This window comes from Mesorhizobium terrae, from assembly GCF_008727715.1.
Classification (GTDB): Bacteria; Pseudomonadota; Alphaproteobacteria; order Rhizobiales; family Rhizobiaceae; genus Mesorhizobium; species Mesorhizobium terrae.
This window is the reverse complement of record NZ_CP044218.1, coordinates 659,609-674,320: the sequence shown is the minus strand read 5'-3', so window position 1 is coordinate 674,320 and position 14,712 is coordinate 659,609. Positions and strand designations below refer to the sequence as shown.

Here is a 14,712-nt window from a genome sequence, read left to right as displayed (position 1 = left end):
CCATCATCTGCCTTTGCATCTGTGCTTTTGCCCTCATGTTTTCCGCGCTGGTGGAGTCTGCAAAGCGAAAGGAGCGAGTGCCAACACCGATCTCGTTGCGGGACCTCCGCGCAAGACCCGACGGGTAGTCTAAACGATCATGATCGTGGTCAGCGATGCTCTATGATTCGTATCTGGAAGGTTTGCGGTCACTGGCCCTGCTGAATGGTCAAATGAGTTTCTGTGCGTCTTTGTTGATAGCCAGTGCAGATCGTGTTGAGGTTTCGTTGAGCTACCAAGCATGCCCTTGACCTTCCCGATGGCTGAACGTCTCTAGAACGGATTGGAGTCGGGAAACCGTTATGGACAACGCGCTGATCCTCATTATCGAGGACGAGTCGGAAATCACTGAAATACTCGAGACGTACTTTGTTCGTGAAGGTTTTCGTACCATCGGTGCCGGCGACGGCACCATCGGCCTTGCCCACTACCATCGCCTCAAGCCCGATCTCATTGTTCTTGACGTCAAGTTGCCCGGTCAGGATGGCTACGAGGTTCTCGCGGCCGTCCGTCGGCATAGCGACACGCCGGTCATCATGGTCACCGCGCTTGCCGAAGACCTGGACAAACTGCAGGCCCTGAGGATTGGCGCCGATGACTATGTCGTCAAACCCTTCAATCCGTTGGAGGTTGTCGCCCGCGCCAAGGCTGTCCTTCGGCGAACGAAGGGCCGCGATACGCGCCAACTGTTCCGCGTTGGCCCCTTGACGATAGATCCCTGCGCATATCGGGCATTGATCGAACGCTCGTCGGGTTCGACAGTATTGGAATTGACGCGCACTGAATTCAGGCTGCTCGCTCACATGGCTGGTTCTCCGAACCGCGTGTTCGAGCGTTCTGAACTGGTTGATGCCTGTCTGCCGGAGGGAGAGGCACTGGAACGCACCGTTGACAGCCACATCAGCAACCTTCGACGCAAACTTTCCCTAGCCGGTGTCAACTGGTTGTTGGATGGTGTCCGCGGTGTGGGATACAGACTGAGCGACCGCGATGGCTAGAATCGCGAATACTGGAAGGCGAGGCCGTCGCGTGCTTTGCGGTTTGCCCGTAACCCTCTCATAAAAAGGGTAGCGTCGCACCAAGCTGCTAGGCGGTTGCGGTGTCCTCTTTCGCGTTCCGGAAGCAAGTCCGAATTGCCGGGCCAGTGATTTTCCGGTGAGGTCATCCTGGCCTCAAACCGACAATTTCGGCGAAGCGCGCAAACAGGCCAGCTTGTGATTTGATGCCCAACTTGCGGTAGATGTTGCGTCGATGGACCTTAACCGTTCCCGGGGCAACACGCATCATGCGCGCGGCCGACTCCGTGGAATAACCTTGAAGGACCAGATCGACGACCTGTTTTTCGCGGGACGTGAGCGAAAGGCTCTTCCAGATATCGGCGCGCTCAAACTCGTCGGAGCGCTGGACTGCTCCTCCCTTTGCTTTTTCATGAGTGGACCGGATGGAGGGAAGTTGCGGCCATCGCAGGCGGCATAGGCTGATCACCGCTGGGGCCATATCTCGCAGCAGACGGGTATCGGCCGTGCCAAACGGTCCGGATGAACGCAGCCGCATCAGGGACAGAACAAGTGCCTCCTTGTCAGCAAGTGGAACGAAAAAGCCGACTTCCTCGGCCAGTTTCGTCTGGCTGTAATAGGACCTGTAATACTCACTGGTGTAGAACCGGTCGGGGGCGAGTTCTCGCATCCGCCAAAAGCCTTCCTTCCGCTCCACCGCTGCATGGTGAAACGGATCCAGAAGGTAGGGGCCCGCTTGATAGAGCGTCACGAAGATGTGGCTCTCTGCGGGGGAAAAGGTCTCATACAGCGCAGGCGGTCGTGTCGACCCGCGGTAGCCAAAAATCACGCAATGGTCAAAGCGGACGTGGCGCCCCAACCAATTGACGGCGGCTTGGCCGAAACAGGGCGCTTCAGCTTGCCGGGCGGCATCCACGACCTGGGCGAGATAATGAAAGTCCCCGCTGCGGGAAGAAGATTCTGCCAATCATATACCCCTCGAATGGAGAAAATCGCAGGTACATACCACCAGCGAGGTATATACGAACAAGGATTGGCTTTGCTAGCCTTCGAAAAGCAAATGTTGTCCGGAGATTGCCCATTGGTTGCAACGCCGGTTTCTGATGTCCAATTTCGCAATGTGACCAAACGCTACGGCAGCGTGACGGCAGTAAGCGGTATTGACCTTGCGGTGCCGCCTGCTGCTTTCGTAGCCCTTCTTGGCCCATCCGGATGCGGCAAGACGACCTGCCTGCGGATGATCGGCGGCTTCGAGCAGCCGAGCGAGGGCCAGGTGCTGATCCGTGGCGCCGATATGGCAGGCGTTCAGCCCTATCGGCGTCCAGTCAATATGGTGTTCCAGCACTACGCTCTTTTCCCCCACTTGAATGTCGAAGAAAACATCAGCTACGGGCTGCGCCAGGCACGGCCGCGGCTTGCCGCACGCGACATCCATTTCAGGGCCGACGAGGCACTCGCCATGGTTCGGCTCGCTGGCTATGGCCAACGCAAGGTTCATGAACTTTCGGGCGGCCAGCAGCAACGCGTCGCGCTGGCAAGGGCAATCGTCAACAAGCCAACAGTCCTGCTGCTCGACGAGCCATTGGCTGCGCTCGACAAGAAACTGCGCACGGACATGCAGATCGAGTTGCAGAACCTGCAGCGCGAGCTTGGCATCACCTTTGTCCTGGTCACCCACGACCAGGAGGAAGCACTTTCAATGAGCGATCTCGTCTGCGTCATGAATGGTGGGCGTATCGTTCAACTGGGGCAGCCGAACGCGATCTACAATGAACCCGCCGATCTGTTCGTCGCAGGGTTTGTCGGCAAGACGAACCTGCTTTCGGGCAAGGTGGCGGGCAATTTCGTCGACGCCGTCGACGTGGTTCTTGCCAACGGCACGGTGATCCCTGCGCGAAAGAACACGCCGCTGGCGATGGGTGAAGCCGTCTCTGTGAGCGTGCGTCCCGAGGCCGTGCGCCTCGTACCACCGCGACAGGACGGTCTCGAGGGGACCATCGCCAATCGCATCTTCCTCGGCTCGACGATCGAATACGCCATCCAGGTGCCAGGCATCGGCATACTTCTTGCGAGCGCCAGTCACAGCGGCGACGCCTTGTTCGCGCCGGGTCAGATCGCCTCCATCGCCTTTAATCCCAATGCGCCGATGGCGTTTGCGGGCACTAAAAACAACGAAATCACACAGAGGGAACGCAACCATGCCGAAATCATATCGGGACGGCCTGCCGATTAAAGCCGAAGAATTCGTTGATCAGTTGATGCGCCTCAGGCGCGGTTCCATCAGCCGCCGCCATTTCCTTGGCGTGACCGGCCTCGGCCTGGCGACCGCGGTCATGGGACAAAAGCTTGGTTTGTTGGCATCTCATGCGCACGCCGAAAATCTCGGCGACCGCATGTCGATCGCCACCTGGCCGAATTATCACGACCCAGCCACTTTTGAGAATTTCAAAGCCAAGACTGGCGTTGCCGTCGAAGTCAACGTGTTCGGCTCCAATGAAGAAATGCTGGCCAAACTGCAGGCCGGCGGCTCGGGCTGGAGCCTGTTCGTGCCGACCAACTACACCATTTCGACCTACAACAAGCTTGGACTGATCGAAGAACTCGACATGTCAATGCTACCCAATTTCTCCGCCGCGTCCGAGAGCCCGCGTTTCACCAAGGAAGGGCAGATCGCCGGCAAGACCTATGCCGTGCCCAAGAATTGGGGGACGACAGGTTTTTCGGTCAACACCAAGAAAATCACAAAGCCGCTGGCCAGCTGGAAGGACTTCTTTGACGTCCTGCAGAACGAGGCCGACGGGCGCGGCATGGTGCATGACTATCAACTGACGACGATCGGCAGCGCCCTGGTTTCGCTTGGCTATGATTTCAATTCCATCAAGCCGGACGAACTCGCCAAGGCCGAAGAACTGCTGATCAAGGTCAAGCCGCACCTCTTCGCGATCAACAGCGACTATCAGCCGGCGATGCGCGCAACCGATGCCTGGATCAGCATGTGCTGGACAAACGACGGTGCACAACTCAACCGCGATATGCCGGAACTGGCCTATGTGCTGGGCAAGGACGGTGGCGAGATTTGGACAGATTACTACGCCATTCCCAAGGACGCGCCCAACAAGGCTGCCGGCTATGCGCTGCTCAACTATCTGATGGACCCGGCCAACGCTGCAAAGGAGCACACCGCCAATGGCGCGCCGGCTACGGACAGCCGCGTGCTCGCCCTGCTGCCGACCAATGTCACCTCCAACAAGATTGTCTATCCGGAAGAAGCCTCGCTCACTCCGCTTGAATTCGGAGCAGCGGTAACCCTCACAGATCCTAGCCGCGCCGAAGTCATGGCGCGTTTCAAGGCAGCGTAGTCCAGCCACGCCAACGAGGCGGTGTACTCTCGGCAAAGGTGCGCCCCGCCGGGAGAGGGAACTGTTGGGATGCAAGCAAGCACGGCTCGCCAAAATCTTGTCACTGCGACGCTGCTGGCGCCGAGTGCCTTGTGGCTATTCATCTTTCTGGTTCTGCCCTTTGTCGCCATCGTGGTCTTCAGCCTTGGCGAACGGGCTCCGGAAGGTGGGTATCAAGCCGCCTTTACGCTTGCCCAGTATGCGAACCTGCCGGCTCGCGCCACTGCCTTCTGGAACACGATGATCCTTGCCCCGGTCGGCGCTTTTGCCTGCCTCGTGGTTGCCTATCCGGTCGCCTATTATCTTGCCATGCGCGCATCTCAGCGCTGGCGGCTGGTGCTGCTTGCCCTGATTGTCATCCCATTCTGGACAAGCCTTTTGATGCGCACTTACGCCTGGATGTACATTCTGGGCGGGCGAGGGATACCGGCGCTGCTGTCACTTGTGGGGATCGAGGATGTCCGGCTGATCAACACGCCAGGCGCAGTGCTGCTCGGTATTGTTTACGGTTATCTGCCGCTGATGATCCTGCCGATCTATGTCAGCCTGGAGCGTCTCGACAAGCGGCTGCTCGAGGCCTCCTCTGATCTGGGCGCGACGCCCCTCTCCACCTTTGTCGGCGTAACGCTTCGCTTGTCATTGCCCGGCGTCACCACCGGCTTCTCCCTGGTGATGATCCTGCTGCTGGGAGAGTACCTCATTCCGACGTTGCTCGGTGGCGGCAAGGTCTTTTTCATCGGTAATGCGTTGGTCGATCTCTTCCTGCAATCGCGCAACTGGCCGTTCGGTTCGGCAATTGCGGTAACCCTGGTCCTTGTCTCGGTCGCAGTACTGGCGATCGCCGGTCGTGTCTCCAATCGGCTTGCCGGCTCCCGCCAGGTGGATTTGATCTGATGCGTGCCTTCGTCATCGCCGTTTTTGCCTTCCTTTACCTGCCGATCGTGCTGGTGGTGCTGTTTTCGTTTAACGCAGGCCGACACGCCAGCGATTTCACCGGGTTTTCAACCCAGTGGTACGGCTTAGCGCTGTCCAATCCGTTTTTGACCGAAGCGCTGAAGAACAGCCTGTTTGTCGCGACCTTCAGCGCACTGCTCGCGGCGATCTCTGGCACGGCAGCAGCACTTGGACTGACCCGCGTCGCGCCGCGCACCAGAGCGATATTCGACGCACTGCTGGGCGCTGCGATCGTTGTTCCAGGGGTTGTCATCGGGATCGCTACTCTGGTCGCCCTGGTTCAGCTTTTCGCTGTGCTCAATCCCGTGGTCGCCTCACTGTGGCCTGGCGAACAACCCCCGAAACTCGCACTCGGTTACGGGTCGATCATTGCCGCGCATGGACTGTTTTCCATGGCCCTGGTGACCATGATCGTACGCACCCGGCTCGCGAGCCTCGACCGAAGCCTGGTTGAAGCGTCGGGGGATCTCTACGCGACACCGCTGACCACCTTCCGCTCCATAGTTCTTCCGCAAATCATGCCAGCGGTGCTGGCGGGCTTCCTGCTTGCCTTCACCTTTTCCTTTGACGATTTCATCATCGCCTTCTTCGTGGCGGGCTCGAAAACGACACTGCCCATCTACGTCTTTGCTTCGATCCGTCGCGGCGTTACGCCGGAAATCAACGCCATCGCCACGATCGTGCTCTTGGCTTCGGTGCTGATTGTGGTGCTTTCGCAAGTGCTGCTGCGACAGCGCCAAAAACCATCCGCTTGAAGGACAAGACATGATCCTTAAGGACCGTATCGCCGTTGTCACAGGTGCCGGCTCCGGCATCGGGCGCGCAGGTGCACTCAAGATGGCACAGGAAGGGGCCGTCGTCGTTGTCGCCGACCGGGAGGCAGCCAAAGGCGAAGTCACAGCCGCCGAGATCCGCAACGCCGGCGGCCAAGCCGCCGCGGTCGCCACGGATGTCGGCGACGATGTTCAGCTCGAGCGGTTGATCGAGGGCACATGCAAGGAATTCGGACGTATCGATATCCTGCACAACCATGCCGGCATCCAGGTGAGCGGTGCGCTGACCGAGGTCGAACAAGGCGGCATGGACGCGTCCTGGCATATCAATGTGAGAGCGCATTTCGTCGCTGCGCGATTGGCCATGCCTACGATGATCAGGCAAGGCGGTGGCGTCATCCTGAACACGGCCTCCAATTCGGGCGTGTTTTATGATCGCGGGATGATCGCCTATACAACCTCCAAACACGCCGTCGTGGCCATGACGCGGCAGATGGCGATCGACTACGCCATGCACAATGTCCGCGTAAATGCACTTTGCCCAGGTTGGGTCGATACCCCATTCAACGAGCCCTTCATCACCCAGAAGGGGGGGCGCGATGCGATCGAGACTTATGTCCGCGACAAGATCCCCATGGGGCGTTGGGCAACCGCGGAAGAGATCGCCGAAACAATACTGTTCCTCGTCTCCGATCGCTCGTCCTTCATGACTGGCCAGGCCCTGGTCGTCGATGGCGGCGAAAGCATCGCCTGAACCTTCTTGTCCTCACACAACAGGAAAAAAGCCAATGGCCATCACACGACGTGACTTTCTTGGTGGCACCGCTCTCGCCATTGCCGCGGGCTTAACCCCGTCGCATCAGCTTCGTGCCGAAACGCAACGCTACTATCCTCCAGCACTCACCGGTCTACGGGGCAGCCACCCCGGCTCCTTCGAAACTGTACACAGGCTGGCCCGGGAAGGAGAGACTTTCGATTTCAGCCAAGGTGCCGTCGAGGAAACCTACGATCTGGTTGTCATTGGCGGAGGCATCAGCGGACTTGCCGCAGCTTGGTTCTATCGCGAGGCGTTCGGCGAAAAATCCAGGATCCTCATTCTCGAAAATCACGACGATTTCGGCGGCCACGCCAAACGCAACGAATTCAGCGTGGACGGACACCCGCTGCTAATTGGATATGGCGGCAGCGAGTCGATTGAATCACCGAAAGCAAATTTCAGTAAGACCGTCGCGCGCTTGATGGAGAGCCTGGGCGTCAAACCCGCGCGCTTCGATACCGCATACGATTTGGGAATCTATGGCGACCTGGGATTGACGCATGGCGTGTTCTTTGACCGGGAGACATTCGGTGTCGACCGCCTGGTGGCTGGCAATCCGGTCACCAATGGCGCTGACCCAACGCCCGGAAACACCGCCAAGGCCAAGACCATTGCGGAATTCGTCGGCGAGTTCCCAATGTCGGATGACGCGAAAAAGCGATTGATCAAGTTTTTCGCTGACTCGAAGGATTATTTGGCCAACATGTCGCTCACGGAGAAACTGGAGCATCTGCAGACCACCAGCTATCGCGATTATCTCAAGATCGATGCTGGCCTTGGCGACGAGGCGGTGAAGTACTTCGAGGATATGACCCACGACTATTTCGCGCTCGGAACAGACGCGGTGCCTGCGGCCTCCGCCATGTTTTCCGGATATCCGGGTTTCGCGGGCCTGCTTCCCAAGCAAGGGGCCGACAAGGAGCCTTACATATATCATTTTCCCGATGGCAACGCCTCAATTGCGCGGCTTCTCGTACGCAACCTTGTTCCCGGCGTTGCACCGGGATCAACGATGGAAGACATCGTCCTGGCAGATTTCGATTATTCGAAACTTGACCAACCGGACCAACCTGTCCGTATCCGTCTACGCAGTGCCGCCGTGGGTGTTCGCAATCCAAAGGACGGCAAAGACCTCATCGACATCGGCTACGTTCAAGCCGACACCTTACATCGTGTTCAGTCGAAGCATTGTGTGCTCGCGTGCTACAACATGATTATTCCGTACCTGATGCCTGACTTGCCACAGAAACAAAAGGAAGCTCTGGCGGAAAGCGTCAAGGCTCCATTGGTTTACGTGAATGTCGCTATTCGTAACTGGCAATCATTCGTCAAACTCGGGGTTCAGCAGATCTACAGTCCTGCAGCCTTTTTTCCGCTGACGAAGCTCGATTATCCCGTCGCACTTGGCGGCTATTCCAATCCACGAAATCCTGATGAGCCTATGGTGCTACACTTGGTCCACGTTCCAACCGAACCAGGCCTAAGCAACATCGACCAGAATCGCGTTGGCCGACAGAAATTGCTGGAAATGACCTTTGAGGATTTCGAAAAGAAAGTGACGGATCAACTCGACAGGATGCTCGGCCAAGGTGGCTTCAATTCGAAGCGTGACATCGCCGCAATCACCGTAAACCGCTGGCCGCACGGTTATGCGCGCGGGGTCAATTCGTTGTTCGATAAGCCAGTTGATGGCCCTCAACCCTTTGAAGTGGCGCGCGCCCGCTTTGGAAAAGTAACGATTGCCAACTCCGATGCCGGATGGGTTGCTTTTTTCACCGAAGCCATCGACCAGGGTTGGCGTGCCGTCGACGAACTCAAATCAGCCTAAACCCATGCAGCGGGATTAAGGCCGTCAAGCCTTGCTGCCGCCGCAAAAGCGCGGTGGCCGGGCCGGCGGACTAGCGCACGATCGCGACCAAGAGCGTGCCGACCGCACCCGGCAAGACCTCGCTCGCCTGAGGGGGAGATCACCGAGGCGATCTATCAGCACGTTGTGATTTGGCGGAAGGAAGGGCTATCCAACGCGATGGCCAAATCGCTGGAAGCAAATGCGATCTGCATTTGCTGCTGACTATACCAGCGATCGCTGACTGGTCAGGACATCGAGCGTCGGTATGTTCAATCAGCGCCGGTCGCAGAAACGTCACGAAGTTTCATCCCTTTTCATACGATCTCTCCACGAAGTCTGCGCGACTGCTCCTTAGGTAGCTCGCCATCGCCGATCGTTTTTAGGGCGATGACCAATCGGGCAGCACTGACGCTGACCGATCTCATTCCTGGAAAGGGATTAGATATATGAAACTCCGCAAATCCATTCTCACCGCATCCGCCGTGGCTTTCACCGTCATTTCGGCAGCAACCCTGCCGACCATGGCATCGGCAGCTAGCGCAGCAGCACCTGTTGCGGCGGCTCCCAAGGCGGTCAGTGCCGCCACGTCCGTGGCTAAGCCGGCCGATAGCACCAAAGTCGCACAGCAGAAGCAGAAGAAGACCACGTCCAAGAAAAAGAAGAAGTAGATAGCGCTGATCGGCAGCGTGACACTTTAGCGTCGCGCCGATCAATGGCGCTGGGCTCGGTTCGCACAGCGGACCGGGCCCGCTCCGCCGATACGCTGGGGTGGTTAGCCCCGGGTCTTTTGAGGTGACGACAGGCCGGCGTCCAAAAGGCCGGAATACGCAAGACGCGCGACGGCCTGTGCGCGATTGACCGCGCCCAATTTGCGACGGGTCAGTTCTCAGTGGCAATCAACAGTGGAGCCACATGACGCTGCTGGAGAACGTCATCGAGGCGCCCGTTCATGCGCTCGGTGTCGAGCGCGAGCAGGCGGTCGACAATGGGTTGCGGTTGCTGGAGCGCGTCGGTCTTTATGAAAAGCGCGACGCCTAGCCGCGATCGGCGACGAGCCTGTCGAAGCGGTCGGCAGCGGCCTCGATCAGGGTTGCCGCCATCGTCATGTCATTGATGTTGCCGGCCGACACGATGAGCAGGCGCGGTCGGCCCTGCGCATCGGTCAATCCGTGGAGCTTGCTGGTCCGGCCGCCGCACGAGATGCCGATGGCTTGTGCGAAGGCCCCCTTTTGCGCCACCGGCCGAGCGGCGCACCTTGATATGGGTAGCGTCGATGGCGACTGTCCCCGAGACACCGCTATGGCCGGTCAAGGCCTCGAACAACCCCAGCCAGATGCCCTGACGCCTCCAGCGGTTGAAGCGGTTATAGACCGTCGTATAGGGGCTGTACTGGAGCGGGCAATCACGCCAACGCGCACCGCTCTCCAGCATGTGCACGATGCCCGAGATGACGCGACGATCATCAACACGATGCGCGCCCTTGCGTCCGCGTGGAAGCAGCGGCTCGATCCTGGACCACTCCACATCGCTCAGCCAGGTCAGCTTCCGCTTCATCAAGTCCTCCAAACATGGAGACCTTGATCAGCCAAACAAAACCAACGCAACCCTATTGCGTACGGACCCTAGGCCATTGGGAATGCCTGAGCTCGACGCCGCGGAGCCCATTGTTGAAAACCGTCGTTAGGCTCGATCAAATCTCCACAGTCCGTCCACGGTTTTCGTGATGTCCGCTGCTAACCAACCGTCGGTTGGAGATTGCGCCGCGTGCATGTGAGCCTGCGATCGGAAATGTGGAGACTAGGGGTTGCGCGGTAATTCGGTTTTACAATCGCTGGAGCCGCCCAGCAGGGAGATTATAAGCACGCCAAAGGCGATGCCCGACCTACGGTTGCCAATTCTAGCCTATCACCAAATTGCCGTCCCCTCTCGCCATGGCACGCCATTTAGAGGCCTGCGTGTTCATCCTCTGATATTTAGCCGCCATATGCGTTGGCTTGCCAGATTAGGCTACCGGGGGCTCTCCATTCGAGACCTTGCTCCATACATTCTGGGCGAACGAGAAGGGAAAGTTTTCGGTCTGACGTTTGATGACGGATTTCAAAATGTGCTCAGAAACGCGGCTCCAATTCTCGGAGACCTGAACTTTACGGCAACGAACTACATTGTTGCTGGCCATGTCGGAGGTGCGAATTTCTGGGATGAGGAAAAAGGTGTCCCAACCTCCCGCCTGATGAACGGCACCGAGCTTCGCGAATGGACTGCGCTCGGTCATGAGATTGGTGCGCATACGATCGACCACGCGGATCTAACCTGCCTTGAGCAAGAGCGCGCCCGCGCGCAGGTACGGGGCAGTCGAAAGTTACTCGAGAACATCATCGGCGATGAAGTTCTTGCCTTTTGCTACCCATACGGACGCTACCGACTGGAGCATGTGGACATGGTCCGGGAAGCGGGTTTCACAAGCGCCGTCACGACAGATCCGGGCCATGTCCGCTTAAGCAGCGATAGGCACAGTTTACCCCGAATTTCTGTCGCGCGCTCCACAAGCTTTCTGATGCTTGCGCGAAAAATGTTTGTCCGTTGAGTGCAGGAGAATTGCGGTGTGATTGGTCGTCGCAAGATGCGAATTGCCTTTGTTGTTTGCCGTTTTGGAAAGCAATTCGGTGGTCGCGAGGCCTATGTGGAAAATATAGTTAGCGAACTTAAAGATGAATATGATATTCATATTTTTTGTCAAAAATGGGAAAGCGAACTATCTGTCGATCATACTATTTTGCCTTGCTTCACGGGAATTTCAAATTGGATAAACATTGTAATATTTACTTACTGTTGCAAAAGGCTAATTTCTGATTTCGACATCATTCATACTCATGAAAACATCTGGATCGGAGATTTGCATACCGTTCATTCCATGCCGATCCGCTTCATGCGGTTTCACCACATAAGGCAATTTTGGCGTCAATTAGGAACATACATCAGCCCTCGGTTTCTAACATACCTCGCTATGGAGACTGGTCGCTATCGAGGCAGGAAGGGCAAGCTGGTCGTAGCAGTGTCGCCGCTTACTCAGAGCCAGATCGAGCTAGCCTATCCATCCTGTCCCCCCATCAGCCTGGTTCCGCCTGGAGTGAATATGCCTTCTCGAGAACATAATCGGCAGGATGTCCGCAGAAGTCTTAACTTGCCACTGGACCGCCGATATATTTTGTTAATAGCCAATAGACCAATGGCCAAGGGGTTGGAGACCATCCTCAGGGCTTTGCGGCTCCTTTGCCCATCAACACATCTTATCATTGTCGGAGGATTTGCGGGGACTCGACAGAAAGTATTTGCAGCAGCGAGAAGTGCCGGTGTGCTCGGTAGAATACACTACTGGCCGGCATGTCGAGAGGTGAGTGTCTTCTATCTTGCCGCGGATATATGCGTATTTCTTACCCACAATGACGCGTTTGGCATGGTGCCGCTTGAGGCTATGGCGTTCGGCTGCCCGGTAATAATAAGCCCGCCCAGCTATTGTGGCTTCACTCATTTCCTCAAAAATGAAGAGAACGCGATTGTGGTTGCAGATCCATCAAATGAGGAAGAAGCAGCCGGTGCCATCGCGCGTTTATTAAACGATCCTGAATTGTATGAAACTCTTTCAAGTAATGGAAAAATTTTAGCAAGTCAAATGAGTTGGAGTTCGGCTGCTGAAAAATATTCAGAAATATATAGACTAACAGCAAGACGAAGCATTCATTGATGTTAACGAGATTATTCCATTGTCAGGGAGCAATTCAGGGCTGGTTGTGCCATGACAATCGTGGGCTCCAACGGAAGAGAATTTTCGAAGATCGCGCCACGGGAGGAAGGACTTCGGCAAGCAGCCTGTCAGCCGTTAGCTTCAGCAATTGACCGAACAACCAACAGTCCGAGATCCACACCCTTCTAGAGAGGTGAAAGCGTTTCCTCCACGCGCATGAACGGGTCGAAATACCCCGGAAGGAGTTCTGGTTGCAGCCTGGGATCAGAATCTTCAACGCGGGGAGCCATAGAGCTGGCGGATTCTAGTATGGCGATTTCGATGCGCCCGGGCGCGTTGTACGTCGTTCAAAAGTGCAGGCGCGCCTGCCGGATCCGCATCGGATCGGTCACGGCGACAATGTCAATCACAGCAAGGTCCGGTGAAAATCCTGCTCCCGCGAGGGACGGTTCGACGCATTGGCGATCTTTTGATGTCCTTGGCCAGCGCAACACACTCGATTTGCACATCAAGACGGCCGCAGTCTGCCAAGGTGACGATTCGCAGGCCAATCGACGAGGCGCACTAACCCATCCATTTGCTAAAGCAGATTTCGCATCAACGATGGAATGTTTTGGGGTAAGCATTCCATCGTTGATGCACCGGAGTGACCATTCAATTTTGTAAGCGCTGCTTTGAGCTCACGGGCAATTGTGCGGCTTCCAGTGTGTTACGTCGCCTGACCGCGGAGCTTCCTACCGGGCGTACACGACGTTGGAGATAGATTGACGGAATTTCCATGAAATCGGCAACGGGGCTTAATCGTCATCTCGTGATTTGGATGGCAGCTGTCACCGGCGTCGCACTCGCGGCGATGATTGCCGGCATGGTTCTGTTCTACGCACTCGTTGAATACATAGACCCAGCGTTCTGGCGGAAGGATTGGAACTCAAACTGGCCACAACCGCTCGAATGGGGGGCTTTTATCACTTTTTGGGCACTAGGCATGGTCGGTGCGAGTGCTGCTGCTGCGTATTTTACGCGTCGTATTATCCGACCTCTTGAAGCAGTCGGCTCGGCAGCACAGCGTATCGCGCTTGGTGACCTGACAGCCCGCGCCGCTCCACAAGGCGCGATGTTTGACGAGACGCGCCAACTTGTCGACGATTTTAATGCGATGGCCGACCAATTGAGGCAGGCAGAAGTTGAAATGCGCGCTTGGAATGTGGCAATCGCGCATGAACTAAGAACACCGCTTACAATTCTGAAGGGGCGCCTTCAGGGGATCGTCGATGGCGTCTTTGCGTCGGAAACGATATCATTTGAGGGGCTAGTTGCCCAAGTCGATAGCCTTACACGCATTGTTGAGGACCTAAAAGTTTTCACACTTGCACAAAGTGGTCGGCTCGAGCTTCAGCTCGAACCCGTCGACCTTGCAGAGGAGGTCGCCAAGGTGGCGTCCTTTGTGACCCCAGAGCTCCAAGACGCCGGCATAAACCTCTTGTTCGATTTGGGGGGGAGCGTTCAAGTTATGGCCGATAGTGCGCGGGTAAGGCAGGCAATTCTTGCCATTCTTGAAAATGCCCGAAGATATGCCGCCCCTGGCCTTCTCCGCATCGAAATGCGTGCAACGCGCGAAACAGGGATTCTGCGTTTCTGCGACGATGGCCCCGGTCTACCTCTTGGCGCCGAACGCCTGGTGTTTGAGCCATTTTGGCGCGCGGATGAATCGCGCTCACGCGCAAAAGGCGGCAGCGGCTTGGGGCTTGCCGTTGTGCAGGCCATTGCGCAGGCGCATGGCGGCGTCGCTCTTGCGCGCGCAGCAAATCCCACAGGTGCGATCTTCGAGATACATTTGCCGCGTGCTCAAGTGGCTCGAACCTAGAGGACCTGTGCGCGGATAGGTTTTTGCAGTAATTTTACTCGATTTTTCAATGAGAAAAATCGCTTAGGCGGAGCCAGGAAAAGTTGTTCGCCCAATCAAGGCTAGATTGGCACGATTGCCCAGCTAAGGCCAACGCTTACGGAAGCCCATGCCTACAGGTTTCCCGCAGAAGCTCGGCGCAGAGACGAAAAACGTTCGCCCATCTGTGACATCCCATTGCAAGACGTGGAGCCCCGAACCAACATCTCGCATCGCGGGAC

15 protein-coding genes are annotated in these 14,712 nt (G+C 56.9%); 12 read left to right on the top strand and 3 right to left on the bottom strand.

Features of this window, described 5'->3' with window-relative positions; all coding sequences use genetic code 11:
- Positions 1-341 precede the first annotated feature (341 nt).
- A complete protein-coding gene (locus FZF13_RS04390) occupies positions 342-1,037 on the top strand; it encodes a response regulator (RefSeq protein WP_065997484.1) in 696 nt (231 codons plus the stop codon).
- Between the two features lie 163 nt (positions 1,038-1,200).
- Here FZF13_RS04390 and FZF13_RS04385 read toward each other — a convergent pair whose 3' ends face one another.
- Positions 1,201-2,022, bottom strand: a complete 822-nt coding sequence (locus FZF13_RS04385; RefSeq protein ID WP_083237685.1) for a helix-turn-helix transcriptional regulator — start codon at positions 2,020-2,022, stop codon at positions 1,201-1,203.
- A gap of 114 nt (positions 2,023-2,136) precedes the next feature.
- Between FZF13_RS04385 and FZF13_RS04380 the strand changes: the two genes are divergently transcribed.
- The 8 genes from FZF13_RS04380 (at position 2,137) to FZF13_RS04345 (ending at position 9,884) form a co-directional block, all read left to right on the top strand.
- A complete protein-coding gene (locus tag FZF13_RS04380; RefSeq protein ID WP_245317469.1) occupies positions 2,137-3,288 on the top strand; it encodes an ABC transporter ATP-binding protein in 1,152 nt (383 codons plus the stop codon).
- Positions 3,254-4,414, top strand: coding sequence for an ABC transporter substrate-binding protein (locus tag FZF13_RS04375; protein ID WP_065997482.1), 1,161 nt, complete (start codon positions 3,254-3,256; stop codon positions 4,412-4,414). Before FZF13_RS04380 ends, FZF13_RS04375 begins: the two co-directional genes overlap by 35 nt.
- 69 nt (positions 4,415-4,483) lie before the next feature.
- A complete protein-coding gene (locus tag FZF13_RS04370; RefSeq protein WP_065997481.1) occupies positions 4,484-5,347 on the top strand; it encodes an ABC transporter permease in 864 nt (287 codons plus the stop codon).
- Positions 5,347-6,162, top strand: coding sequence for an ABC transporter permease (locus FZF13_RS04365; protein WP_065997479.1), 816 nt, complete (start codon positions 5,347-5,349; stop codon positions 6,160-6,162). The genes FZF13_RS04370 and FZF13_RS04365 overlap by 1 nt, the downstream gene beginning before the upstream one ends.
- A 10-nt stretch (positions 6,163-6,172) precedes the next feature.
- Positions 6,173-6,934 carry an SDR family NAD(P)-dependent oxidoreductase gene (locus FZF13_RS04360; RefSeq protein ID WP_065997476.1) on the top strand — a complete coding sequence of 254 codons (762 nt, stop codon included), beginning with the start codon at positions 6,173-6,175 and terminating at the stop codon, positions 6,932-6,934.
- A 34-nt stretch (positions 6,935-6,968) separates the two neighbouring features.
- Positions 6,969-8,825 (top strand): NAD(P)/FAD-dependent oxidoreductase, encoded by a 1,857-nt coding sequence (locus FZF13_RS04355; protein WP_065997474.1) that lies wholly within the window; start codon positions 6,969-6,971, stop codon positions 8,823-8,825.
- 467 nt (positions 8,826-9,292) lie between these two features.
- A complete protein-coding gene (locus FZF13_RS04350) occupies positions 9,293-9,514 on the top strand; it encodes a hypothetical protein (RefSeq protein ID WP_065997471.1) in 222 nt (73 codons plus the stop codon).
- A 244-nt stretch (positions 9,515-9,758) separates the two neighbouring features.
- Positions 9,759-9,884: a hypothetical protein gene (locus tag FZF13_RS04345; RefSeq protein WP_373426389.1), complete on the top strand. Its 126-nt coding sequence runs from the start codon at positions 9,759-9,761 to the stop codon at positions 9,882-9,884.
- On the opposite strand, the gene FZF13_RS29550 is transcribed toward FZF13_RS04345, so the two are convergent.
- Positions 9,881-9,976 carry a hypothetical protein gene (locus tag FZF13_RS29550; RefSeq protein ID WP_353844568.1) on the bottom strand — a complete coding sequence of 32 codons (96 nt, stop codon included), beginning with the start codon at positions 9,974-9,976 and terminating at the stop codon, positions 9,881-9,883. The genes FZF13_RS04345 and FZF13_RS29550 overlap by 4 nt on opposite strands.
- Positions 9,954-10,400, bottom strand: a complete 447-nt coding sequence (locus FZF13_RS04335) for a transposase (protein WP_083237684.1) — start codon at positions 10,398-10,400, stop codon at positions 9,954-9,956. Before FZF13_RS04335 ends, FZF13_RS29550 begins: the two co-directional genes overlap by 23 nt.
- A gap of 319 nt (positions 10,401-10,719) precedes the next feature.
- Between FZF13_RS04335 and FZF13_RS04330 the strand changes: the two genes are divergently transcribed.
- From FZF13_RS04330 to FZF13_RS04320, 3 genes are all read left to right on the top strand, one after another.
- Positions 10,720-11,430, top strand: a complete 711-nt coding sequence (locus tag FZF13_RS04330) for a polysaccharide deacetylase family protein (protein WP_065997469.1) — start codon at positions 10,720-10,722, stop codon at positions 11,428-11,430.
- An 18-nt stretch (positions 11,431-11,448) separates the two neighbouring features.
- Positions 11,449-12,588, top strand: coding sequence for a glycosyltransferase family 4 protein (locus tag FZF13_RS04325; protein WP_137901745.1), 1,140 nt, complete (start codon positions 11,449-11,451; stop codon positions 12,586-12,588).
- 778 nt (positions 12,589-13,366) lie between these two features.
- The gene (locus tag FZF13_RS04320) at positions 13,367-14,452 is read left to right on the top strand and encodes an ATP-binding protein (protein ID WP_065997467.1); all 1,086 of its coding nucleotides are present in this window, start codon (positions 13,367-13,369) and stop codon (positions 14,450-14,452) included.
- Positions 14,453-14,712: the final 260 nt, after the last annotated feature.

Bases quoted from the DNA above. Each gene is read 5' to 3' on its own strand.
- FZF13_RS04370 (WP_065997481.1), top strand. From the start codon at position 4,484: ATGCAAGCAAGCACGGCTCGCCAAAATCTTGTCACTGCGACGCTGCTG.
- FZF13_RS04350 (WP_065997471.1), top strand. From the start codon at position 9,293: ATGAAACTCCGCAAATCCATTCTCACCGCATCCGCCGTGGCTTTCACC.
- FZF13_RS04355 (WP_065997474.1), top strand. From the start codon at position 6,969: ATGGCCATCACACGACGTGACTTTCTTGGTGGCACCGCTCTCGCCATT.
- FZF13_RS04335 (WP_083237684.1), bottom strand. From the start codon at position 10,400: ATGAAGCGGAAGCTGACCTGGCTGAGCGATGTGGAGTGGTCCAGGATC.
- FZF13_RS04345 (WP_373426389.1), top strand. From the start codon at position 9,759: ATGACGCTGCTGGAGAACGTCATCGAGGCGCCCGTTCATGCGCTCGGT.
- FZF13_RS04375 (WP_065997482.1), top strand. From the start codon at position 3,254: ATGCCGAAATCATATCGGGACGGCCTGCCGATTAAAGCCGAAGAATTC.
- FZF13_RS04320 (WP_065997467.1), top strand. From the start codon at position 13,367: ATGAAATCGGCAACGGGGCTTAATCGTCATCTCGTGATTTGGATGGCA.
- FZF13_RS04390 (WP_065997484.1), top strand. From the start codon at position 342: ATGGACAACGCGCTGATCCTCATTATCGAGGACGAGTCGGAAATCACT.
- FZF13_RS04330 (WP_065997469.1), top strand. From the start codon at position 10,720: ATGCCCGACCTACGGTTGCCAATTCTAGCCTATCACCAAATTGCCGTC.
- FZF13_RS04365 (WP_065997479.1), top strand. From the start codon at position 5,347: ATGCGTGCCTTCGTCATCGCCGTTTTTGCCTTCCTTTACCTGCCGATC.
- FZF13_RS04360 (WP_065997476.1), top strand. From the start codon at position 6,173: ATGATCCTTAAGGACCGTATCGCCGTTGTCACAGGTGCCGGCTCCGGC.